The organism is Streptomyces sp. NBC_01446, from assembly GCF_026340095.1.
In the GTDB taxonomy this organism is placed as follows: Bacteria; Actinomycetota; Actinomycetes; order Streptomycetales; family Streptomycetaceae; genus Streptomyces; species Streptomyces aureus.
The window spans coordinates 5728560-5748739 of sequence record NZ_JAPEPO010000001.1 but is presented as its reverse complement, the minus strand read 5'-3'; the positions used below and the strand labels follow the sequence as shown (position 1 = coordinate 5748739).

Below are 20180 nucleotides of genomic sequence, written 5' to 3'. Positions count from 1 at the left end.
GCGGTGCCGAGCGATACGACAAGCGGAAGATAGGCGGGTGTCATTAGCGGGTTTACGGTGATTTGCTCACCTACCGTGGTCGGCATGGTCACACGGATTGCGCTGACGGGCCTCGGCGGGCTCCTGGCTCTCGCCCCACTGACCCTCTCCCCCCTCGAGTGGGACTCCGGCCCCCTGACCGTCGACAGCCTCCACGGCATCGTCTACACGGCGCACCGCGGCGGCGCCCTGGAAGTCCCGGAGAACAGCATGTCGGGCCTGACGGCCGCCTACGCGCGCGGTACCGCGCAGGTCCTCGACTTCGACACCCGGATGCTGCGCGACGGCACGATCGTGGTCATGCACGACCCGACCCTGGACCGCACGACGTACACCTCGGGCCCGGTGGACAGACTCGACTCGCGGCAGTGGGCGCGCGTGCGGATGCGCCCGAGGGCCTCGCTGCCCGGCCGCTGGCGCGCCGAGCCGCTGCCGACGGCCGACGAGGTCCTCGACCGCTTGGGCGGGCGCATCGTGCTGACACTGGAGGCGAAGGACCCGCGCAGCCTGGACGGGCTCGCCGCGATGATCCGACGCCGGGGCCTGGTCCGGTCGGTGTTCGTGAACTCCAACGACCCCGCCGTCGCCCTGCGCGCCCACGACATGGGCCTCACGTCGCAGCTGTGGCGCTCGAAGAGCCAGATGCGCACGGACCGCCCGGCGCGCTGGGCCCGGTTCGTCGACCTGCTCGACGTGGACTACCAGGCGCGCGACGCCGATCTCGTACGCGCCGCGCGGTCCGGGATCCCGCGGGTGTGGGCGCACACGGTGAACTCGCCTCGGCAGCGGGACCGGGTACTGCGGCTCGGCTGCAACGGCGTGATCTCGGACGCGCCGGGCCTGCTGGCCCGCACCCCGTCGGACGTGCGGGCGCGGGTCAGCGCGGGCTGAGCCCGTAGAGGGCGTACTCGACGAGGGCGTCGGCGTAGGCGTGGTCCAGGGGGCCCGTGCCCTGGAGCCAGCGCTGGGCGAGCGGCGCGGAGAACAGGTCGCGGGCGATGTACGGGTCGACGTCGGCGCGGATCTGGCCGGCGTCCTGCGCGGCGCGCAGCCGTCGTACGTACAGCTCGAGGGCGGGCATGAGGAGGCGGCCGACGAACTCCTCGCCGAAGGCCGGGTTGGCGACTCCCTCGGCGGCGAGGGCGCGGGCCGGGGCGTCGTAGCGGGGGTCGAGCAGCTCGTCGACGGTGGCGCGCAGGACCGCCTTGAGATCGGCCTCGATGTCGCCGGTGTCCGGGATGCCGTCCGCCTCCGCCCAGTCGCCCGCTCCGGCCGCCTCCGCGGCCTGGACGCCGAGGTCGATGAAGGCCTCCATGAGGACCTCCGCCTTGGAGGACCACCAGCGGTAGATCGTCTGCTTCCCCACGCCCGCGCGGGCGGCGATGCCCTCGATGGTCGTCTTGGGGTAGCCGATCTCGCCGACGAGGGCGAGGGCGGCGTCGTAGATCGCGCGGCGTGAGCGCTCGCTGCGGCGGTTGGAGTCGGGAGCGGTCTTCTGAGCCATAGCTCGAATGTATCAGCGAGCGAGGCGAGACGTGCCGTCTCAACTCTCTTGACAAGACGATTCGTCTCGCCGACAGTGGACGTCGCTGGCGAGACGCCTCGTCTCGCTCCGGGTGGTTCAACTCCCGCCCGGGACAGCACCATTCGAAGGTCGAAGGGGGACCACGATGAGCCGAGGTGGATCCGGGAACATGCTGGGCGTCGGCGGCACCCGCAGCAATCTCTCCCGCAAGACCCTGCGCGGCGGCGGCCGCGGCGGCCGGGTCGGCGGCGGTCTCGACCCGCAGGCGCAGAAGCGGGAGCTGCTGCGCAGGCTCCGGGAGGAACGCACAGCGGGCGAGGGTTCGTGACGCCGTCGTGAGAGCGGGGCCCCGGCGGGTGGCGGGTCGGCGGGTGGCGGGTCGGTGGGTGGCGGGCGGGGCGGGTGGCGGGGTCGGCGGGTTGTGTGCCGGTGGCCGCGGGCCGGTGGGTTGCCGGCCTGCGACATGCGGGCCGGTGACTCAGAGGGACCACCCGTTCGGTGCACAGCGGTAAGGGCTCCTCGCACCGCACCATGGGCGCATCTGCCACTGCGGTCGTGAGGAGCCCTCATTGCCTGGTCGCCGCGCCACACCCCGGCATTACCTGATGTGCCCACCGGCACACTTCGAAGTCACGTACTCGATCAACCCCTGGATGGACCCCGCCAAGCCGGTCGACGTCCCGCTCGCGCTCGCGCAGTGGGAGGACCTGCGGGACCGCTACCGCTCGCTCGGTCACCGCGTCGACGAGCTCGAACCCCTCCCCGGCCTGCCCGACATGGTCTTCGCGGCGAACGGCACGACCGTCCTCGACGGACGGGTGCTCGGGGCCCGCTTCGCCCATCCCCAGCGCACCGCCGAGGCCGCGGCGCACCTGGACTGGTTCCGGGAGCGCGGCTACGCGACGGTCCACGAGCCCGTCCACATCAACGAGGGCGAGGGCGACTTCGCGGTCACCGCCTCGTACGTCCTGGCCGGCCGGGGCTTCCGCTCCAGTCCGCTCTCGCACGCCGAGGCGCAGGAGTTCTTCGGCCACCCGGTCATCGGCCTCGACCTGGTCGACCCGCGCTACTACCACCTGGACACCGCGCTCGCCGTCCTCGACGACGGGGCGGACGAGGTCATGTACTACCCGGACGCGTTCTCACCGGGCAGCCGGGCCGTACTCGAACGCCTCTTCCCCGACGCGCTGATCGCCACGGGGCCGGACGCTGCGGCGTTCGGCCTGAACGCGGTCTCGGACGGGCTGCACGTACTGCTGCCGCAGGCTACCGTCGGCCTGTTCGAGCCGCTGCGGGCCCGCGGGTTCGAGCCCGTCGGGATGGATCTCTCGGAGCTGCTCAAGGGGGGCGGCAGCGTGAAGTGCTGCACGTCGGAGCTTCGCGGCGAGTAGCTGCGCGGCCCGGAACCCGGGGCCGGAAGGCCTGAGCCGGTTCGCCGGGTGCGGGGGTCTTTGGCTGTTCGCGCCCGCGCGGCGAAGACGCGAGCAGTCACAGCCCCGCGCCCCCTAAGGGGCCGGAGGCCAGGCGTCGCCCCAGTCGGCGTCGCGGGCCGCCCGGTACAGCGGCCCGTGCCGCTTCGTCACCGTCTCGCGGCCCAGCGCGCCCTCCGCCTCGCACAGGTCCAGGAGTGCCTGGCCCTTGCGGATCTGGGGGCGGCGGGTGATCCGGGCCGCGGGGCGCTCGGGCGCGAACCGGGTCGCGGCCACGTAGCTGAACTTCTCGTCCTCGTACGCGAGGGAGCCGCCCTTGACCTGGCGGTGCAGCGACGACCTGCTGACCCGGGCCGAGAAGTGGCACCAGTCGGTGCCGGGCTCGATGGGGCAGGCCGCGCTGTGGGGACAGGGCGCGGCGATGTGGAATCCGGCGTCGGTCAGGCGGCGGCGTGCCTCGATGATCCGCTCGTAGCCGTCGGGGGTGCCGGGCTCGACGACGACCACGGCCCCGTCGGGGCTCGCGGCGGCGGCCGCGGCGTCGACCACGGCGCGGCGGTCGTCGGCGGTCAGCTCCTTGAGGACGTACGACACCGTCACGAGATCGGCGCTCTCGATGGTGAGCGCCGCTCCGATACGTGAGCGCTGCCATCGCACGGAGGCCAACCGGTCGCAGGAACCGGCCAGTTCACGCCCGAGGGCGAGCGCGGGCTCGGCCCAGTCGAGGACGGTGACATCGCGCTCGCCCGCCCAGGTGTCGGCGACGGCCCAGACCGCGGCGCCCGTCCCGCCGCCCACGTCCACCTGGCTCCCGGGCGCCCAGCCCTCCGGCGCCGCGTCGGCGAGCGCGCCGAGCGCCGAGCGGACCGCCTCGAAGGTGGCCGGCATCCGGTACGCGGCGTAGGCGGCGACGTCGGCACGGTCCCGCAGGATCGGCGCGTCCGTCGGGGTGGTCCCCCGGTAGCTCGCGATCAGCCGTTCGACGGCGCGCGCCGCCTGCGTGGGCGGCAGCCCGTCGAGCAGCCCCGCGAGGGCCGCGCGCAGGGTGTCGGCCGGTGAGGCCGGCGAGTAAGAGGAGAGAGGGGCGTTCACCCCGTGATTCTACGGTCGTCCCGGGGGCTGCCTACGCGCCCGCGGCCCGCGCGAGACGCGTCGCCGCCGAGGCGCGCGGCCCGTTCTGCGGGGGCCTGCGGCGCGGGTGGACCGTGTTCGCGAGGAGGATCAGGAACGTGTCCGTGACGCGGTCGAGGACGAGCGACGTGCCGGTGAAGCCGCAGTGTCCGGCCGCGCCGCGGCCCGCGAGCTCGCCCATGAACCAGGGCTGGTCGAGCTGGAAGCCGAGGCCGGGGGCCGTGAGCATCAGCTCGACGTAGTCGGGGCCGAGGATGCGGGCGGTGCCGTACGAGCCGCCGTTCAGCAGGGTGCGGCACAGGACGGCGAGGTCGTACGCCGTGGAGAAGAGGCCCGCGTGACCGGCGACGCCGCCGAGTGCCCAGGCGTTCTCGTCGTGGACGATGCCGCGCAGGAGGCCACGGTCGGCCTTGGCCCAGGGGCGGCGCTGGTCCTCGGTGGCGGCGGCGCCGGGGTGCGGGCCGAAGCCGGTCGCGGTCATGCCGAGAGGCCGGGTGATGCCGTCGCGCACGAGGACGTCGAGGCGGCGGTTGGTGAGGCGCTCCAGGACGTGCTGGAGCAGCAGCATGTTGAGGTCGGAGTAGAGGTACGCGCCGGGTGGGGAGGACGGGGCCTCGGTGCGCAGGGCCGTCAGGCGCGCCGCGTCGTCCGGGCAGTCGTACAGCGGGAGTTCGGGGCGCAGGCCCGAGGTGTGGGTGAGGAGCTGGCGGATCGTGATGTCGTGCTCGGCGGCGGCGGTGAACTCGGGGACGTAGGCGCCCACTCGCGCGTCGATGCCGAGGGTGCCGCGTTCCAGCTGCTGCACGGCGGCGACGGTGGTGAAGAGCTTGGTGAGGGAGGCGAGGTCGAAGGCCGTGTCGGGGCGCATGGGGACGCGGGACGCGGGCGGGAGCTCGACGCCCCGGTCGGCCGTCTCGTCGTAGGCGAGGTACCGCATCCCCCAGCCCGCCGCCTCGTGCGCGGCGACGACCGGGCCGCGGCCCGCGAGGACGACGGCGCCCGCGCACCAGGGGCGCGCCCCGCGGGGCAGTTCGCGCACATCCTGGACGAGGCGGCGCAGCTCGTCGTGGTCGAGCCCGGCGCGTTCGGGGGTGCCGGGGCGCAGTCGTGGGGTACTCAGTGCTCCGCCTCCCGCGTCGGCCCGGTCCCGCGCCGCCAGGGGCGGCACAGTCCCATGAAGCATGCGATGGCCGCCAGGGCGCAGGCCAGCTGGACCACGGCCATCGGGACGGCGGTGTCCTCGCCCGCGATGCCGACGAGCGGTGAGGCGATCGCGCCGACCAGGAAGGAGGACGTGCCGAGGAGCGCGGACGCGGAGCCCGCGGCGTGCGGGGTGCGCATCAGGGCGAGGGCGTTGGTGTTGGGCATGGCGAGGCCCATCGCGGACATGAGGACGAACAGTCCGGCCGCGATCGGTACGAGTCCCACGTCGCCGAAGACGCCGGTCGCCATGAGCAGGAGCGCGGCGGAGGCGAGCGCGATGACGCAGAGGCCGACGGCGAGCGCCTTGTCGAGGCTGACGCGGCCGACGAGGAGCTTGCCGTTGATCTGGCCCACGGCGATCAGGCCGACCGAGTTGATGCCGAACAGGAGGCTGAAGGTCTGGGGCGAGGCGCCGTAGATCTCCTGGACCACGAACGGCGAGGCGCTGATGTAGGCGAACAGCGCGGCGAACGCGAAGCCGCCCGCGACCATGTAGCCGGTGAAGACGCGGTCGGCGAGGAGGCCGCGCATGGTGCGCAGCGCCTCGGCGGTGCCTCCGCCGTGCCGCCGTTCGGGGGCGAGCGTCTCGGGCAGGCCCTTCCAGACGAGGGCGGTCAGCGCGATGCCGACGACGGTGAGGACGACGAAGATGCCGCGCCAGTCCGTGATCCGCAGGACCTGGCCGCCGATGAGGGGCGCGACGATCGGGGCGACGCCGGAGATCAGCATGAGGGTGGAGAAGAAGCGCGCCATCTCGACACCGTCGTACAGGTCGCGCACGACCGCCCGCGCGATCACGATGCCGGCGGCCCCGGCGAGGCCCTGCATCAGACGGAAGCCGATGAGGAGCGGGGCCGTGGGGGCGAGGGCGCAGACCGCGGTGGCGGCGATGTAGACGAGGAGGCCGATGAGGAGGGGGCGCCTGCGGCCCCACTTGTCGCTCATCGGGCCGACGGCGAGCTGTCCGAGCGCCATGCCGGTGAGGCACGCCGTGAGGGTGAGCTGGGCGGTGGCGGCCGAGGTGTGCAGCGCGCCGGTGACCTCCGGCAGTGCCGGGAGGTACATGTCCATGGACAGCGGGGGTACGGCGGTGAGTCCGCCGAGTACGAGGGTGACCAGGAAGCCGGTGCGGCGGCGGGCGGTGAGCGTGGGGCCCGCGACGGGTGGCGCCTCGGGTATGCGCTGCGCTTCGCGCGCGGACGCTTGCTGGCGGCCGTGATCCGGCATGCGGTTCCCCTCCCGGTCGTTCATTCGATTACCTATGCTCTCAGCTCAGGTGCATTGGTTGAGACCACATTTCGTGACGTGCCGGCAAGGGCAGTGGCCGGAACCTGGCAGGGGGCCTTCAGTGGTGGAACGTGAGCGCGTGCGGTGGGGCGTCCTGGCGACCGGGGGCATCGCCGCGTCCTTCACGGCGAACCTTCTCGACATGCCGGACGCGGAGGTCGTCGCCGTGGCGTCCCGCTCCGACGCCTCGGCGAAGGCGTTCGCGGAGCGGTTCGGGATCCCGCGGGCGTACGGGGACTGGTCCTCGCTCGCCGAGGACGAGGACGTCGACGTCGTGTACGTCGCGACCCCGCACTCCGCGCACCGCGTGGCCGCCGGGCTGTGCCTGGAGGCGGGCCGGGCGGTCCTGTGCGAGAAGACGTTCACGCTGAACTCGCGCGAGGCGGAGGAGCTGGTGACGCTCGCCCGCAGCCGTGGCCTCTTCCTGATGGAGGCCATGTGGATGTACTGCCATCCGCTGATCAGGAGACTGAAGGCGCTGGTCGACGACGGTGCGATCGGTGAAGTCCGCACGGTGCAGGCCGACTTCGGGCTCGCGGGGCCCTTCCCTCCGGCGCACCGGCTGCGGGATCCCGCGCAGGGCGGGGGCGCGCTGCTCGATCTGGGCGTGTACCCGGTGTCGTTCGCTCACCTGATCCTCGGGGAGCCCTCGGAGGTGACCGCGAGAGCGGCGCTCTCGGACGAGGGCGTCGATCTCCGTACGGGAATGCTGCTCTCGTGGGAGAGCGGTGCTCACGCGCTGCTCAACTGCTCGATCGACGCGGGCACTCCGGTCACCGCGTCGATCACCGGATCCAAGGGCCGTATCGATATTCCGCACGGCTTCTTCTACCCGGACCGGTTCGTGCTGCACCGCGACGGGCGGGAGCCGCAGGAGTTCACGGCGGAGGCGGAGGACGGGCCGCGCGACAGCCTCCGGCATGAGGCGGGCGAGGTGATGCACCGGGTGCGGGCCGGCGATACGGAGTCGCCGCTCGTGCCGCTGGCGGGGTCGCTCGCCGTGATGCGCACGTTGGACTCCGTCCGGGAGCGGATCGGGGTGCGGTATCCGTCGGAGCGGTGACGGTTTCGTCGCCGGGTGACGCGCGGTGGGGACTTGTCGCGCAGTTCCCCGCGCCCCTGAAGACAGATGTCCGCGCCCCCGAGAAGGCGCTCCCCCGCGCGCGCCGTCCCCCGAGAAGGCGCTCCCCCGCGCGCGCCGTCCCGCGGAAGGGACTCCCCCGCGCCCCCGAAAGAATCAGGGGCGCGGGGTGGCCGGCCCCCGTTATGCCGGGCGCAGGCCCTGCTTGCCCACTGCCGTCACGAAAGACGCCGCCGTGGCGATCGGGGCTCCCGGCGTCGTCACCGCCGGGACCGTTTTGAAGTCGGCGCGGGCCTCGTGCTCGCCGAGCGCGACCGTCACGTAGCCGCGGCGTCCGTTGTAGAACTTCAGGTGCGGGTTGGCCTGGGTGTACGTGCCCCAGTTCGCCGGCTTGTCCGCGCCGTCCTTGCCGCTGCTGATGGACGTGGCGACGATCTCCGTGCCGAGGGTCTTCGACGACGGGTCGTCGAAGTTGTCCTTGATGTCGAAGGCGTAGCCGACGTGGACGTCGCCGGTGAGCACCATCAGGTTGTCGACGCCGGCGGCCCTGGCCCCGGCGAGGACCCTCTGGCGCGAGGCACGGTAGCCGTCCCACGCGTCCATGGACACCTTCGCGGCCGCGTTCAGGTCGAGCTTGCGCTGCGAGAAGGTGACCTGCTGCGGGACGACGTTCCACAGGGCGTGCGAGCGGCGCCAGCCGTCGATCAGCCACCGCTCCTGTGTGGCGCCGGTGATGGTGCGCGCCGGGTCGTCCGACTCGGGCCCGGGGATGTGGGAGCCGTCGCCGTACGCCTGGTTGGAGCGGTACTGGCGGGTGTCGAGGATGTCGAACTGGGCCAGCTTGCCCCAGGTCAGGCGCCGGTACATCTGGGCGTCGGGGCCCTGCGGAAGCTGCGGGCGGCGCAGGGGCTGGTTCTCCCAGTAGGCGCGGTACGCGGAGGCGCGGCGGAGCAGGAACTCGGCGGGCGGGCCGTCCTGTTCGTCGATGTCGTCCGCGTAGTTGTTCTCGGTCTCGTGGTCGTCCCAGGTGACGACGAAGGGGTGCGCGGCGTGCGCGGCCCGCAGGTCCGGGTCGGACTTGTAGAGCGCGTACCGCAGCCGGTAGTCCTCCAGCGTCACGGTCTCGCGGTTGAAGTGGGCGGGCAGTACGTCGCCGCCCGTGTAGCCGCGGACGCCGCCCGCGGAGTTCACGGCGTACTCGTAGAGGTAGTCGCCGAGGTGGAAGACGACGTCCACGGAGGGGTCGGCGGCGAGGTGCTTGTAGGCCGTGAAGTAGCCGTCGTGGTAGGCCTGGCAGGAGACCGCGGCGAGGGTGAGGGCCGAGGTGCGGGCGTGGGCGGAGGGCGCCGTGCGCGTCCGGCCGGTCCCGCTGACCCACTTGCCGGTGCGGAAGCGGTAGTAGTAGACGCCGCCCGGCGCGAGGTGGTCGACCTCGACGTGGACGGAGTGGTTGAACTCGGGGTGCGCGGTGGCCGTGCCGCGTCTGACGACGCGCCGGAAGCGCTCGTCGTGCGCGAGCTCCCACTCGACGGAAACGCGCTGGGCGGGCAGTCCGCCGTCCGCCTCGTACGGGGACGGGGCCAGGCGCGTCCACAGCAGGACGGAGGCGGGCAGCGGGTCGCCGGAGGCCACGCCGAGCGTGAACGGGTCGGCGGTGATCTTCCGCGCGTCGAACTCGGCGGCACTCGCGGTGCCCGCGGCCGGCAGGTTCGTGGCGAAGGCGAGCGCGGCGGCGGCGCCCGTGACGGTGAGGAAGCGACGGCGGCCCAAGTGGCCCGCCGCGGCGCGCAGTTCGGGCGAGTGCTGGCTCGGATGGCGTCCTTCGGCTGTCATGTGGCCCTCCCCTGACGGTTGTTGTCAGAGGAAATTGGAGTGCCGGGGGACGACCGTGACCTGTCATGCGCACGGCCGCCACATGGCGGATGAGTGATCTCCGCGTAACCCCTTCTGCCGTACGCTCCGGGGCCATGAACGCTCAGAACAACGCCCCGGAACCGCACGAACCGACCGCCGTACCGACCGCCGTGGTGACCGGCGCGGGCTCCGGCATCGGCCGGGCCGTCGCCGTCGAACTGCTCCGCGCGGGCTGGCAGGTGGCGCTCGCGGGCCGCCGCACCGAGACCCTCGACGCGACGGCGGCCCTCGCGCCCGAGGCCGCGGCCAGGTCGCTCTCCGTACGGACCGACGTCTCGAACCCCGAGGACGTGGCAGCACTCTTCTCCGCCGTACGCGACCGGTTCGGCCGCCTCGACCTGCTCTTCAACAACGCGGGCACGTTCGGGCCCGCGTCCCCGGTCGAGGACCTGGAGTACGACGCCTGGCGCCATGTCGTCGACACGAACCTCAACGGCGCGTTCCTGTGCGCGCAGGCGGCGTTCCGGCAGATGAAGGAGCAGGACCCGCAGGGCGGCCGGATCATCAACAACGGCTCCATCTCGGCCCACACGCCGCGGCCGCGCTCGACCGCGTACACGACGACGAAGCACGCGCTGACCGGGCTGACGAAGTCGCTGTCCCTGGACGGGCGTCCGTACCGGATCGCGTGCGGCCAGATCGACATCGGCAACGCGGCGACCGACATGACGGAGCGCATGCGGACCGGGATCCTCCAGGCGAACGGAACGCTGGCGCCGGAGCCGGTGATGGATGTCGCGGATGTGGCGCGCACGGTGCGGCACATGGCCGAGCTGCCCCTGGAGGCGAACGTGCAGTTCGCGACGGTCCTGGCGACCAACATGCCGTACATCGGCCGCGGTTGAGGAATTAATCTCCACAAGCGGAATGGGACCTACCGGCCTAATTCAGGGCAGCGCGGCCCGTATGCTCAGGACCTCTCCACGAGAACTTCACATTCGGAGCACACCTTGCGCATACGTTCCACGGCCTCGGCCGCCCTGGCGGCCGGCGTCCTGTCGGTCTCCCTGCTCGCCGCGTCCCCGGCTTCCGCGGCCGCCCACCAGGGCGGTCTGCACCTGGGCTACATCCAGTACGACAGCCCCGGCAGCGACAACCGGTCGAACTCGTCGCTGAACGCGGAGTGGGTGAACATCCACAACAACACCCGCTCAGCGATCCAGCTCAAGGGCTACAAGCTCAAGGACAACACCGGCTACACGTACACGTTCGGCAGCTACAACATCGGCGCCGGCAAGACCGTCAAGGTCCGCACCGGCAAGGGCACCAACGCCTCCGGCGTGCGCTACTGGGGCCGCGGCTCGTACGTCTGGAACAACACCGGCGACAAGGCCCGCCTCATCAAGCCGAGCGGCACCCAGCTCGACTCCTGCTCATGGGGTGACGGGCCCGGCGGGATCAGCTGCCACTGAGCCACTTCCGAGGGGGAAGGCGGGCAGCCGTTCCGCGGCCCGGGGGCAGGGGGACCTGCCGACGGGACCGCAGGAGAACCCGGGCCGCGCTGCGGCTGCCCGCGCTACGCTCCCCCGTCATGAACACCAACTCCGACGTGCTGCGCTACACCGCCTTCACCACGGACCCCGCGGGCGGCAACCCCGCCGGTGTCGTGCTCGACGCGCGTGCGCTCGACGACGAGGAGATGCTCGCCGCCGCGGCGCGGCTCGGATACAGCGAGACGGCGTTCCTGACACCGGCGCCCGGCGGCACCCCCGCGTCCGACGGCACCCCGGCGCCCGGCGGCGCGCAGCGCTCGTACACCGTCCGCTACTTCAGCCCCAAGGCCGAGGTCCCGTTCTGCGGGCACGCCACCGTGGCGACGGCCGTGGCGCTCGGCGAGATCCACGGCCCCGGCGACTACCTCTTCGCCACGCAGGCCGGCGAGGTGCCGGTGACGGTCGCCCAGGGCGCCGACGGCACCCCGCGCGCGACGCTCACGAGCGTCGAGCCGCACATCACCGACGTGGCGCCCGAAGACCTGACCGAGGCGCTCGACGCGCTCGGCTGGCCCGCCACCGACCTCGACCCGGCGTTCCCGCCGCGCATCGCGTACGCGGGCGCCCGCCACCTCGTCCTCGCGGCCGCCACCCGCGCGCGGCTCGCGGACCTCTCCTACGACTTCGCGCGCCTCGAGGCCCTGATGCACCGCCTCGGCCTCACCACGGTCCAACTGGTGTGGCGCGCCTCGGAGTTCGTCTTCCACGCCCGTGACCCGTTCCCGGTCGGCGGCGTCGTGGAGGATCCGGCGACGGGCGCCGCCGCGGCCGCGTTCGGCGCGTACGCGCGCGCACTCGGACTCGTCCCCTCCGAGGCGGTCCTCACTCTCCATCAGGGCGAGGACATGGGCCGCCCGGGCGAGCTGACGGTGACACTGCGCGAGGGCGACCCTCGGGTCCGGGTGAGCGGCGCGGCGGTACGGATTCCCGGCTGACCGGGAGTGCCGACCGGGGAGTTACGCCTGGCCGGTCTCGAAGCGGGTCACCTTGCCGCCCGCCACGACGAACTGCCACTTCGTCCGCATCTCGCCCCAGGCGTCGTTGCGGTAGAGGGCGGTCAGGGCCAGGCCGTGCGCGTACTCCTTCTCGATCTCCATGTGCCCGTGGGAGTCGAAGATCTCGCGGCCGGTCCACTCCTCGATGTCCCGGTCGGACCCGTCGTCGGACATGGTCGCGCCGGGCGCGAGGGCGGCCCGGAAGGCCTCCCGGTCGTGGGCGTTCACCGCGGTGACGAAGGCCCGGACGGCCGGGTCGCTGAGCTTGGTTGTCTGGATGGGCATTACGCCGTCTCCTGCCTCTCCTTCCGGCGCTACGGTGCCGGACCTTCCGGTCGTTCGTCGCCGGGGCGGGAGCCCGGCCGCACGGGGTCCGGGCCCCCGGCCCAGACTCACACCGCGGCCCGGGACCCGCCACCCGAACGGGCCCGCTTACCGGGTGCCGCGGCCCCGCCTGCCGGACCGTAGGACCATGACCTGTCACAAGACCTGTGTGGACCGCAAAGACCTGGGACTGCTCGTGCTGCGCGTGGGCACGGGCGGTGTGCTCGCCGCGCACGGAGCCCAGAAACTGCTCGGCTGGTTCGGCGGCGGGGGCCTGCACGGCACGACCGCCGCGATGGAGGCCATGGGCTACGCCCCGCCGAAGGCGAGCGCCCTGGCCGCCGGCGCCGGCGAGGCGGGCGGCGGCGTCCTGCTCGCCCTCGGCCTCGCCACGCCTGTCGGCGGGGCCGCCGCGGCGGGCACGATGGCCGGCGCCGCCGCGGTGCACGCGCCCAACGGCTTCTTCGCCATGGGCGGCGGCTACGAGTACCCGGCCTTCCTCGGCTTCGTCGCCGCGGGCCTCGCTGTGACGGGCGCGGGCCGCTACTCCCTCGACCACGCACTCGGCCACGCGTTGGACCGGCACTGGATGGTCCCGGCCGCGCTCGTCGGCAGCGCCGCGGCGGCGCTCGCGGTCGTGGCGTCGCGCAACAAGCGGGTGCGCGGGCCGGGTCCGCAGCCGGGTCCGGAGGAGGTTTCCCTGGACGCCACGGACGAGTAGCCCGTCCGTGGCAGGCTGCGGGTATGTCCGACACCACGCGGCCCAGCGCCCGGCACGACCTCGCCCCGCCCACGTACGACAGCGTGTGGGAGACCGTCGACGGGCTGCATGCCTGGCTCGAATCGCACAACCGCCGCAGCGCGGACGAGGCCCTTCTGCTGCGGATGCTGAAGCTGTCGGAGGAGGTCGGCGAGGTCGCCCAGGCGGTCATCGGCGCGACGGGCCAGAACCCGCGCAAGGGCGAGAGCCACTCCTGGCAGGACGTCGAGTCGGAACTCTGCGACGTCGTGGTGACGGCCCTGGTCGCCCTGCGCACGCTCACCCCTCGGGCCCCCGAAGTGCTGGCGGCGCATCTGCGCCGGGTGGCCGAGAGGTCGCTCACCGCGTGACCGTCCGGCTGAACGGCAGCTTCGTCGCCGGCCGGACCACCACGTCACAGGAGCTCGTCGCGCCGTACGCCGACGCGCTGCCCCGGCTGTCGCGCGCGACGACCGTCGTCGACACGACGGAGCGGGCGCCGGGTGACGTGGCGGCGCAGATCGCGGAGCACACGGGCTGAAGCCCCTCGGGTCCGGCGGGGTTAGGCTCGGCGTGGATCACGGTCCGGACGGCCGGGATCACGGATCAGGCGGCCGGTGCAGGGATCACCGGCGCGGAAACGGGGGCCCGGCATGGGCAGGTTCGACGGCGGCGAGGTCATCGCGGTCAGCAGCAACGAGACGTACTCCTTCACGAAGCCGAACCGGGAGAGCATCACGCTGCTCGCCGGGCTCGGTGTCGAGGGCGACGTGCACGCGGGCGTCACGGTCAAGCACCGCTCCCGCGTCGCGAAGGACCCGACGCAGCCGAACCTGCGGCAGGTCCACCTGATGCACGAGGAACTGTTCGCCGAGGTCGCTGAGCAGGGCCACGACGTCGCTCCCGGCGACCTCGGGGAGAACGTCACGACGACCGGCATCGACCTCCTCGCACTGCCCGCGGGCACGCTCCTGCATCTGGGCGAGGGCGGCGCCGTCGTCGAGGTCACGGGCCTGCGCAACCCCTGCCTGCAGATCGACCACTTCCAGGACGGGCTGCTCAAGCGGGTCGTCGGGCGCGACGAGAACGGGGCGGTCGTCCGCAAGGGCGGGATCATGAGCGTGGTGCGGACCGGCGGCGTGGTGCGCCCCGGCGACGCGATCCGCGTGGTCCTGCCGGCCGAGCCGCACGTCGCGCTGGAAGCCGTCTGATGATGCCCGAGCCGGAGATCCCCGTCGTCGCCCCGTACGACGCGGCCTGGCCGGAGCGGGGCCGCGCGCTGTGCGCCGAACTCGGCGCGGCGCTCGGCCCGCTGGCCCTGCGGACGGAACACATCGGCAGCACGTCGATCCCCGGAATGGCGGCCAAGCCCGTCTACGACCTCCAGGTGAGCGTCGCCGACCTCGACGAGGCGGAGGCCGCCTTCGCGGGCCCCCTCGCGGACCTGGGCTTCCGGCTCTCCCCCTACCGCCGGGACCACGTACCGGCGGGCCGGGACGACGTACCGACCCTCTGGGCCAAGCGCTTCTGGTCCCGGCGCGGCACACCCGCCGAGCCGGTCAACCTGCACGTACGCCTCGCCGGCTCCCCCAACGAACGCCTGGCCCTGCTCTTCCGCGACTGGTTCCGCACCCACCCGGAGGCGGTCACGGCCTACACCCACTTCAAGTACGCCCTCGCCTCCCGCGTCTCCGACACCGGCACCTACGCCGACGTGAAGGACCCGGTGGTCGACCTGGTGGTGACGGTCGCGGAACCCTGGGCGGCCGAGACGGGGTGGACGGCGGAACCCGGCACCTGATCCCAACTCCCCCTGGCTGCCCGGTGACTTCCCGGTGAACGGATACGATCGCGGGCACCGCACCGGGATGTCCGAGGAAATGGGGAGTCGGCCGTGGAGCAACCGCCGCGTCTGGGCGTCGCGATCGTGACGATGGGCAACAGGCCCAGGGAGGTGGACGCCCTCCTGACGGCGGTGGCGAAGCAGGACGTGCCGCCGACGCGGGTCGTCCTCGTCGGCAACGGCTCGCCGCTGCCCGACTTCACCGGCTCCGGCCTGCCCTTCACCGTCACGACCGTCGAACTCGACGACAACCTTGGCTGCCCCGGCGGCCGCAACGTCGCCCTGGCGTGGCTGCGCGACTTCGGCGACGTGGACGTGGCGGTCGAGCTCGACGACGACGGACTCCTCGTCGACGCGGACGTCTTCCGTACCGTCCGCGACCTGTACGCCGGCGACCCGCGCCTCGGCATCGTCGGCTTCCGCATCGCGGACGAGCACGGCGAGACGCAGCGCCGCCACGTGCCGCGGCTGCGCGCGAAGGACCCGATGCGGGGCGGTGAGGTGACGGCGTTCCTCGGCGGCGGCCACGCGTTCTCGATGCGGATGCTCGCCGAGACCGGCGACTGGCCCGCCGACTTCTTCTTCACGCACGAGGAGACCGACCTCGCCTGGCGCGCCCTCGACGCCGGCTGGAAGGTCGTCTACGAGCCGTCGCTCCTGCTCCAGCACCCCAAGACCTCGCCCGCCCGGCACGCCGTCTACCACCGCATGACGGCCCGCAACCGCGTCTGGCTGGCCCGGCGCCGGCTCCCCCTCCCCCTGATCCCGCTCTACCTCGGCACCTGGACCCTCCTCACGCTCGCCCGCACCCGGTCCGCCGGAGGTCTGCGCGCGTGGGCGGGCGGCTTCGTGGAGGGCGTGCGCACGCCGTGCGGGGGCCGGCGGCCGATGCGCTGGCGCACCGCGTGGCGCATGACGCGGCTCGGGCGGCCGCCGGTGATCTGAGCCGGTTCGCAGGCGGCGGGGCGGGACGTGGTGCGTCGGGAGCCCGACAGGCGCACCCTGGTAATAGCAGTCCCGGAGGTGATCACGATGTCGGCACAGACCGCTGTCGGATGGCATGTCGAGCTGGAATTCGAGGAAGACACACACCGCACGCGTGCCGCCGCGCTCGTCCGGCTCCCCGACGGGAGCGAGGTACGGGCCCATGGCTACGCGAGCCGCCACCCCTCCGACGCGAACCAGCCGCGGGTCGGCGAGGAGGTCGCGGGAGCGAGGGCGCTCAACGAGCTGGCGATGAAGATGCTGACGAAGGCGCACGACGAGATCGACGAGGCGTCGGGGCGTACGTCGCACGCGTTGCGCTGAGGGATCCGGGGAGCTGGGGTTCCGGAGGCCCAGGGGTCGCGCCAGCGCGTCCTCCGTCACCGCGCGGTTCCACACGGTGACGGAGAGGCTCGGGCCGAACCACTGACCTGCAACGGTGTGGACTCGATGGGCTCCTCCCCCTCCACAACTGCGGATACTGGGCGGTAATGTCGCCACCCGCCGGACGGCACGAGAACCGGCGGGCGAGTGCGAAGGGGCTCTCATGGCGACGGACATGCCCGCACAGACGCGAGCGGCCGACGAACGTTGGCAGCACATGTGGAGCCACCGCGAGCAACTGCTCAAGGTGGCCCGGCGCAGGTCGATGAGCCTGGAGGACGCCGAGGACGCGGTGCACGAGGCGATGCTGCGCGCCGCGGAGCGCCCTGATCTGGACGACGAGCGCCTCGGCGCCTGGCTGACGACCGTGACCATGCGGCTGTGCGTCGACCGGTACCGCCAGGTCAACCGCGAGGCCGAGGTGCACCGCAGCCCCACGCTCGCCGTGCCGGGCCCGGTGCCCGTCGAGGAAGCGGTGTGCGACCGGGACGAGGCCAGGTGGCTGGCCGTACGCAGCGGGGAGCTGCCCGCGCGCCAGGCCGAGGCACTCCGGCTGAAGTCCGAGGACCTCGATGTCGGCCAGGTCGCCGTACGCATGGGGCTGAGCTATCGCACCGTCGAGTCGCTGCTCGCCCGAGCTCGGCGCACCCTTCGCAACTCCCTGGCCGGAACGCTGGGCCTGGCTCTGTTCCTGTGGGGGCGCGGCAAGCTGCGTGCGGGCGGGCACGCGCAGGCCGTGGCGGTGACGTCGACGGCCGCGACGCTGGCGGTGGCGGGGTTCGTGCTGCCGTACGTACACGACGGTGCCGGGCCCGGCGGCGCGGCTTCCCGGTCCTCCGTCTCCCAGACGGACCGGGGGGCCACGGAGACCGTCCGGCCGGACGGCGTCGGCCGGCCGGTCACCCCGGACGACAGGCGTGATCCGCCGGCCGCCTCGCCGTCTCCGACGGCGACGCCTACGGTGTCACCCCGCGAGCACGACCGGTCGCTGCTGCCGCTGTCGGCGCCGTCCCTGCCGGACGCCTCGCTGGCACCGGTGCCGTCCGTCCCCCGTGTCCCACAAGTCCCCCAAGTCCCCGCTGTCCCCGACGTGTCAGACCTGCCGCGCGTCCCCGCGCTCCCCCATGCACCCGCCGCCACGTCCGCGGTCCCGACCCCGACGACCGCACTCCCGTAGAACCGTCGTCGCAGGACCCCCGAAAAAATCCGCCCCCGCCGCGACGGACGCCCCGCCCCTCCCCGTAGAGCAGATGTCGGGGGAGCTCCGCGGGTCGAAGGGTGGACCGGATGGGTGTCGAGATCTGTGTGGAAGGGCTGACCAAGTCCTTCGGTCACCAGGTCATCTGGCAGGACGTGTCGCTGACGCTGCCCGCCGGGGAGGTCTCGGTCATGCTCGGTCCCTCGGGCACGGGCAAGTCGGTGTTCCTCAAGACGCTCGTCGGGCTGCTGAAGCCTGAGCGGGGCTCTGTGAAGATCGCGGGCCGGGACGTCACGAAGCTGCGCGAGCACGACCTCTACGAGGTGCGGAAGCTGTTCGGCGTGCTGTTCCAGGACGGCGCGCTGTTCGGGTCGATGAGTCTGTACGACAACATCGCCTTCCCGCTGCGTGAGCACACCCGCAAGTCCGAGAGCCAGATCCGGCGGATCGTGCTGGAGAAGATGGACATGGTCGGCCTGATCGGCTCGGAGGAGAAGCTGCCCGGCGAGATCTCCGGCGGGATGCGCAAACGGGCCGGTCTCGCGCGGGCGTTGGTCCTCGATCCGGAGATCATCCTGTTCGACGAGCCGGACTCGGGCCTCGACCCGGTGCGTGTCGCGTACCTGAACCAGCTCATCGTCGACCTCAACGCGCAGATCAACGCCACCTTCCTGATCGTCACGCACGACATCGCCTCGGCCCGCCAGGTGCCCGACAACATCGGCCTGTTGTTCCGGCGCGAACTGGTCATGTTCGGGCCCCGCGAGAAGCTGCTCACCAGCGACGAGCCCGTCGTACGGCAGTTCCTGAACGGCCGCATGGAGGGCCCCATCGGGATGGCCGAGGAGAAGGACGCCGCCCAGGTGGAGCAGGAGCTGGCCCGGCTCGGCGCCGTGGACCGCAAGGCCCGCCACGTCGGCAACGACATGACGCCTCGCCTGCTGCCGGGCCCCGGCATCACCCGCCCGCCCCGCTGGGAGGCGATCGCGCGGCGCGAGGCCGAGCTGCACCGCAAGGAGGCGGCCGACGCATGAACCTCTCACCGACCGGCGCGCTCCGGCAGTCGGGGAACCTCTTCGCGATGGCGCTGGATGTCGTCCGGACCGTTCCCCGACGTCCTTTCCAGGCGAGGGAGTTCATCCAGCAGGCGTGGTTCGTCGCGAGCGTCACGATCCTGCCGACGGCGCTGGTGTCCATCCCGTTCGGCGCGGTCATCGCGCTGCAGATCGGCAGCCTGACCCGGCAGCTCGGCGCCCAGTCCTTCTCCGGGGCCGCCTCGGTCCTCGCCGTCCTGCGGGAGGCCTCGCCGATCGTCACCGCGCTGCTGATCGCGGGCGCCGGCGGCACGGCGATCTGCGCGGACCTCGGGGCGCGGAAGATCCGTGAGGAGATCGACGCGATGCAGGTCCTCGGCATCGACCCCATCCACCGCCTTGTCGTCCCCCGCGTGCTGGCCTCGATGCTGGTGGCGGTGCTGCTCAACGGTCTGGTGTCGGTGGTCGGCGTCGCGGGCGGCTACTTCTTCAACGTCGTGCTGCAGAACGGCACTCCGGGCGCCTACCTCGCCTCCTTCACCACGCTCGCCCAGCTTTCCGACCTGTGGGCAGCGGAGATCAAGGCGCTGGTCTTCGGCGCGATCGCCGCGATCGTCGCCTCGTACAAGGGACTGAGCGCGAAGGGCGGCCCGAAGGGTGTGGGCGACGCGGTGAACCAGTCGGTGGTGATCACCTTCATGTTGCTGTTCGTGACGAACTTCGTGATGACCGCCGTGTACTTCCAGATCGTTCCGCAGAGGGGCTGAGGCATGGTGTTGCTGAAGAGTCTGGAGGAGCTGGGCAGTCAACTCTCCTTCTACGGCCGTTCGTTGGCGTGGACGGGCCGTACGCTGCGCCGCTACAAGAAGGAGATCCTGCGGCTGCTCGCCGAGGTGAGCTTCGGGCGCGGAGCCCTCGCCGTCGTGGGCGGCACGGTCGGCGTGATCGCCTTTCTGTCGTTCTTCACGGGCACGGAGGTGGGCCTGCAGGGGTACGCCGCGCTGAACCAGCTCGGCACGTCCAACTTCGTGGCGTTCCTGTCGGCGTACTTCAACACCCGGGAGATCGCCCCGCTGGTGGCCGGGCTCGCGCTGTCCGCGACGGTCGGCGCCGGGTTCACCGCCCAGCTCGGCGCGATGCGGATCAGCGAGGAGACGGACGCCCTCGAAGTCATGGGCGTGCCCTCGCTGCCGTTCCTGGTGACCACCCGGATGATCGCCGGTTTCGTCGCGGTGATCCCGCTGTACGTCGTCGGGCTGCTGTCCTCGTACTTCGCGGCCCGCACCATCACCACCGGCTACTACGGGCAGTCGGCGGGCACGTATGACCACTACTTCCAGCAGTACCTGCCGCCGGTCGACGTGCTGTGGTCCTTCGGGAAGGTGCTGGTCTTCGCCGTCCTGATCATCCTGGTGCACTGCTTCTACGGCTACTACGCGAGCGGCGGCCCGGCGGGCGTCGGCGTCGCCGTGGGCCGCGCCGTGCGTACCTCGATCGTCGCGATCAACGTCCTCGACTTCTTCCTGTCGCTCGCGATCTGGGGCGCCAACACCACTGTGCGGATTGCCGGGTGAGC

General features: G+C 72.4%; 24 protein-coding genes. 18 read left to right on the top strand and 6 right to left on the bottom strand.

Annotated elements, in window-relative coordinates; all coding sequences use genetic code 11:
- Nucleotides 1-84: 84 nt before the first annotated feature.
- Nucleotides 85-930 (top strand): glycerophosphodiester phosphodiesterase, encoded by an 846-nt coding sequence (locus OG456_RS25750; RefSeq protein WP_266564888.1) that lies wholly within the window; start codon nucleotides 85-87, stop codon nucleotides 928-930.
- Here OG456_RS25750 and OG456_RS25745 read toward each other — a convergent pair.
- Nucleotides 917-1543 (bottom strand): TetR/AcrR family transcriptional regulator, encoded by a 627-nt coding sequence (locus OG456_RS25745; RefSeq protein ID WP_266564886.1) that lies wholly within the window; start codon nucleotides 1541-1543, stop codon nucleotides 917-919. The two genes, OG456_RS25750 and OG456_RS25745, sit on opposite strands and share 14 nt — an antisense overlap.
- 166 nt (nucleotides 1544-1709) lie before the next feature.
- Here OG456_RS25745 and OG456_RS25740 point away from each other — a divergent pair, with 166 nt between their 5' ends.
- Both OG456_RS25740 and ddaH read left to right on the top strand, forming a co-directional pair.
- Nucleotides 1710-1892, top strand: coding sequence for a DUF6243 family protein (locus tag OG456_RS25740; protein WP_116502378.1), 183 nt, complete (start codon nucleotides 1710-1712; stop codon nucleotides 1890-1892).
- Nucleotides 1893-2133: 241 nt separating this feature from the next.
- Entirely contained in the window at nucleotides 2134-2955 is an 822-nt protein-coding gene (gene ddaH / locus OG456_RS25735; protein ID WP_353963575.1) for a dimethylargininase, read from the top strand.
- 114 nt (nucleotides 2956-3069) lie between these two features.
- Here the strand turns inward: ddaH and OG456_RS25730 are convergent, their stop codons facing one another.
- The 3 genes from OG456_RS25730 to OG456_RS25720 are packed head-to-tail and all read right to left on the bottom strand — an operon-like array spanning nucleotide 3070 to nucleotide 6555.
- Nucleotides 3070-4086, bottom strand: a complete 1017-nt coding sequence (locus OG456_RS25730) for a small ribosomal subunit Rsm22 family protein (RefSeq protein WP_266564881.1) — start codon at nucleotides 4084-4086, stop codon at nucleotides 3070-3072.
- A 31-nt stretch (nucleotides 4087-4117) separates the two neighbouring features.
- Nucleotides 4118-5308: a serine hydrolase gene (locus OG456_RS25725; protein ID WP_266564879.1), complete on the bottom strand. Its 1191-nt coding sequence runs from the start codon at nucleotides 5306-5308 to the stop codon at nucleotides 4118-4120.
- Nucleotides 5242-6555, bottom strand: a complete 1314-nt coding sequence (locus tag OG456_RS25720; RefSeq protein WP_266564877.1) for a multidrug effflux MFS transporter — start codon at nucleotides 6553-6555, stop codon at nucleotides 5242-5244. Before OG456_RS25720 ends, OG456_RS25725 begins: the two co-directional genes overlap by 67 nt.
- A 124-nt stretch (nucleotides 6556-6679) precedes the next feature.
- Here OG456_RS25720 and OG456_RS25715 point away from each other — a divergent pair, with 124 nt between their 5' ends.
- Entirely contained in the window at nucleotides 6680-7678 is a 999-nt protein-coding gene (locus OG456_RS25715) for a Gfo/Idh/MocA family protein (protein WP_266569429.1), read from the top strand.
- A 201-nt stretch (nucleotides 7679-7879) separates the two neighbouring features.
- On the opposite strand, the gene OG456_RS25710 is transcribed toward OG456_RS25715, so the two are convergent.
- Complete coding sequence (locus OG456_RS25710; protein ID WP_266564875.1) at nucleotides 7880-9529, bottom strand: alkaline phosphatase; 1650 nt, start codon at nucleotides 9527-9529, stop codon at nucleotides 7880-7882.
- Nucleotides 9530-9663: 134 nt separating this feature from the next.
- On the opposite strand from OG456_RS25710, the gene OG456_RS25705 reads away from it, so the two are divergent.
- From OG456_RS25705 to OG456_RS25695, 3 genes are all read left to right on the top strand, one after another.
- Entirely contained in the window at nucleotides 9664-10455 is a 792-nt protein-coding gene (locus OG456_RS25705) for an SDR family oxidoreductase (protein WP_266564873.1), read from the top strand.
- 105 nt (nucleotides 10456-10560) lie between these two features.
- On the top strand, nucleotides 10561-11022 hold the full coding sequence (locus OG456_RS25700; RefSeq protein ID WP_266564871.1) for a lamin tail domain-containing protein: 462 nt from the start codon (nucleotides 10561-10563) through the stop codon (nucleotides 11020-11022).
- Between the two features lie 119 nt (nucleotides 11023-11141).
- Complete coding sequence (locus tag OG456_RS25695) at nucleotides 11142-12038, top strand: PhzF family phenazine biosynthesis protein (protein WP_266564869.1); 897 nt, start codon at nucleotides 11142-11144, stop codon at nucleotides 12036-12038.
- Between the two features lie 21 nt (nucleotides 12039-12059).
- Here the strand turns inward: OG456_RS25695 and OG456_RS25690 are convergent, their stop codons facing one another.
- Nucleotides 12060-12383, bottom strand: a complete 324-nt coding sequence (locus OG456_RS25690) for a nuclear transport factor 2 family protein (RefSeq protein ID WP_266564867.1) — start codon at nucleotides 12381-12383, stop codon at nucleotides 12060-12062.
- A gap of 187 nt (nucleotides 12384-12570) precedes the next feature.
- On the opposite strand from OG456_RS25690, the gene OG456_RS25685 reads away from it, so the two are divergent.
- From OG456_RS25685 to OG456_RS25635, 11 genes are all read left to right on the top strand, one after another.
- On the top strand, nucleotides 12571-13143 hold the full coding sequence (locus tag OG456_RS25685; protein ID WP_266564865.1) for a DoxX family protein: 573 nt from the start codon (nucleotides 12571-12573) through the stop codon (nucleotides 13141-13143).
- Between the two features lie 23 nt (nucleotides 13144-13166).
- Entirely contained in the window at nucleotides 13167-13532 is a 366-nt protein-coding gene (locus tag OG456_RS25680) for a MazG-like family protein (protein WP_266564863.1), read from the top strand.
- The gene (locus OG456_RS25675) at nucleotides 13529-13702 is read left to right on the top strand and encodes a hypothetical protein (protein WP_266564861.1); all 174 of its coding nucleotides are present in this window, start codon (nucleotides 13529-13531) and stop codon (nucleotides 13700-13702) included. Before OG456_RS25680 ends, OG456_RS25675 begins: the two co-directional genes overlap by 4 nt.
- A gap of 112 nt (nucleotides 13703-13814) precedes the next feature.
- Entirely contained in the window at nucleotides 13815-14372 is a 558-nt protein-coding gene (locus OG456_RS25670) for an MOSC domain-containing protein (RefSeq protein ID WP_266564859.1), read from the top strand.
- Nucleotides 14372-14962, top strand: coding sequence for a GrpB family protein (locus tag OG456_RS25665; protein WP_266564857.1), 591 nt, complete (start codon nucleotides 14372-14374; stop codon nucleotides 14960-14962). Before OG456_RS25670 ends, OG456_RS25665 begins: the two co-directional genes overlap by 1 nt.
- Before the next feature lie 93 nt (nucleotides 14963-15055).
- A complete protein-coding gene (locus tag OG456_RS25660; protein ID WP_266564855.1) occupies nucleotides 15056-15949 on the top strand; it encodes a glycosyltransferase family 2 protein in 894 nt (297 codons plus the stop codon).
- An 87-nt stretch (nucleotides 15950-16036) separates the two neighbouring features.
- Nucleotides 16037-16312: a DUF1876 domain-containing protein gene (locus OG456_RS25655; protein ID WP_266564853.1), complete on the top strand. Its 276-nt coding sequence runs from the start codon at nucleotides 16037-16039 to the stop codon at nucleotides 16310-16312.
- A 223-nt stretch (nucleotides 16313-16535) separates the two neighbouring features.
- Nucleotides 16536-17549: an RNA polymerase sigma factor gene (locus tag OG456_RS25650; RefSeq protein ID WP_266564851.1), complete on the top strand. Its 1014-nt coding sequence runs from the start codon at nucleotides 16536-16538 to the stop codon at nucleotides 17547-17549.
- Between the two features lie 110 nt (nucleotides 17550-17659).
- Nucleotides 17660-18604, top strand: a complete 945-nt coding sequence (locus tag OG456_RS25645) for an ABC transporter ATP-binding protein (protein WP_266564849.1) — start codon at nucleotides 17660-17662, stop codon at nucleotides 18602-18604.
- Nucleotides 18601-19371 carry an ABC transporter permease gene (locus tag OG456_RS25640; RefSeq protein ID WP_266564847.1) on the top strand — a complete coding sequence of 257 codons (771 nt, stop codon included), beginning with the start codon at nucleotides 18601-18603 and terminating at the stop codon, nucleotides 19369-19371. Before OG456_RS25645 ends, OG456_RS25640 begins: the two co-directional genes overlap by 4 nt.
- A 3-nt stretch (nucleotides 19372-19374) precedes the next feature.
- A complete protein-coding gene (locus OG456_RS25635) occupies nucleotides 19375-20178 on the top strand; it encodes an ABC transporter permease (RefSeq protein WP_266564845.1) in 804 nt (267 codons plus the stop codon).
- Nucleotides 20179-20180: the final 2 nt, after the last annotated feature.

What these genes read in the sequence shown, in the direction of transcription:
- OG456_RS25720 (WP_266564877.1), bottom strand. Translation starts at nt 6,555, where the DNA reads ATGCCGGATCACGGCCGCCAGCAAGCGTCCGCGCGCGAAGCGCAGCGC.
- OG456_RS25645 (WP_266564849.1), top strand. Translation starts at nt 17,660, where the DNA reads ATGGGTGTCGAGATCTGTGTGGAAGGGCTGACCAAGTCCTTCGGTCAC.
- OG456_RS25670 (WP_266564859.1), top strand. Translation starts at nt 13,815, where the DNA reads ATGGGCAGGTTCGACGGCGGCGAGGTCATCGCGGTCAGCAGCAACGAG.
- OG456_RS25650 (WP_266564851.1), top strand. Translation starts at nt 16,536, where the DNA reads ATGGCGACGGACATGCCCGCACAGACGCGAGCGGCCGACGAACGTTGG.
- OG456_RS25635 (WP_266564845.1), top strand. Translation starts at nt 19,375, where the DNA reads ATGGTGTTGCTGAAGAGTCTGGAGGAGCTGGGCAGTCAACTCTCCTTC.
- OG456_RS25680 (WP_266564863.1), top strand. Translation starts at nt 13,167, where the DNA reads ATGTCCGACACCACGCGGCCCAGCGCCCGGCACGACCTCGCCCCGCCC.
- OG456_RS25640 (WP_266564847.1), top strand. Translation starts at nt 18,601, where the DNA reads ATGAACCTCTCACCGACCGGCGCGCTCCGGCAGTCGGGGAACCTCTTC.
- OG456_RS25665 (WP_266564857.1), top strand. Translation starts at nt 14,372, where the DNA reads ATGATGCCCGAGCCGGAGATCCCCGTCGTCGCCCCGTACGACGCGGCC.
- OG456_RS25690 (WP_266564867.1), bottom strand. Translation starts at nt 12,383, where the DNA reads ATGCCCATCCAGACAACCAAGCTCAGCGACCCGGCCGTCCGGGCCTTC.
- OG456_RS25710 (WP_266564875.1), bottom strand. Translation starts at nt 9,529, where the DNA reads ATGACAGCCGAAGGACGCCATCCGAGCCAGCACTCGCCCGAACTGCGC.
- OG456_RS25740 (WP_116502378.1), top strand. Translation starts at nt 1,710, where the DNA reads ATGAGCCGAGGTGGATCCGGGAACATGCTGGGCGTCGGCGGCACCCGC.
- OG456_RS25750 (WP_266564888.1), top strand. Translation starts at nt 85, where the DNA reads ATGGTCACACGGATTGCGCTGACGGGCCTCGGCGGGCTCCTGGCTCTC.
- OG456_RS25705 (WP_266564873.1), top strand. Translation starts at nt 9,664, where the DNA reads ATGAACGCTCAGAACAACGCCCCGGAACCGCACGAACCGACCGCCGTA.
- OG456_RS25655 (WP_266564853.1), top strand. Translation starts at nt 16,037, where the DNA reads ATGTCGGCACAGACCGCTGTCGGATGGCATGTCGAGCTGGAATTCGAG.
- OG456_RS25725 (WP_266564879.1), bottom strand. Translation starts at nt 5,308, where the DNA reads ATGCTTCATGGGACTGTGCCGCCCCTGGCGGCGCGGGACCGGGCCGAC.
- OG456_RS25695 (WP_266564869.1), top strand. Translation starts at nt 11,142, where the DNA reads ATGAACACCAACTCCGACGTGCTGCGCTACACCGCCTTCACCACGGAC.
- OG456_RS25685 (WP_266564865.1), top strand. Translation starts at nt 12,571, where the DNA reads ATGACCTGTCACAAGACCTGTGTGGACCGCAAAGACCTGGGACTGCTC.
- OG456_RS25745 (WP_266564886.1), bottom strand. Translation starts at nt 1,543, where the DNA reads ATGGCTCAGAAGACCGCTCCCGACTCCAACCGCCGCAGCGAGCGCTCA.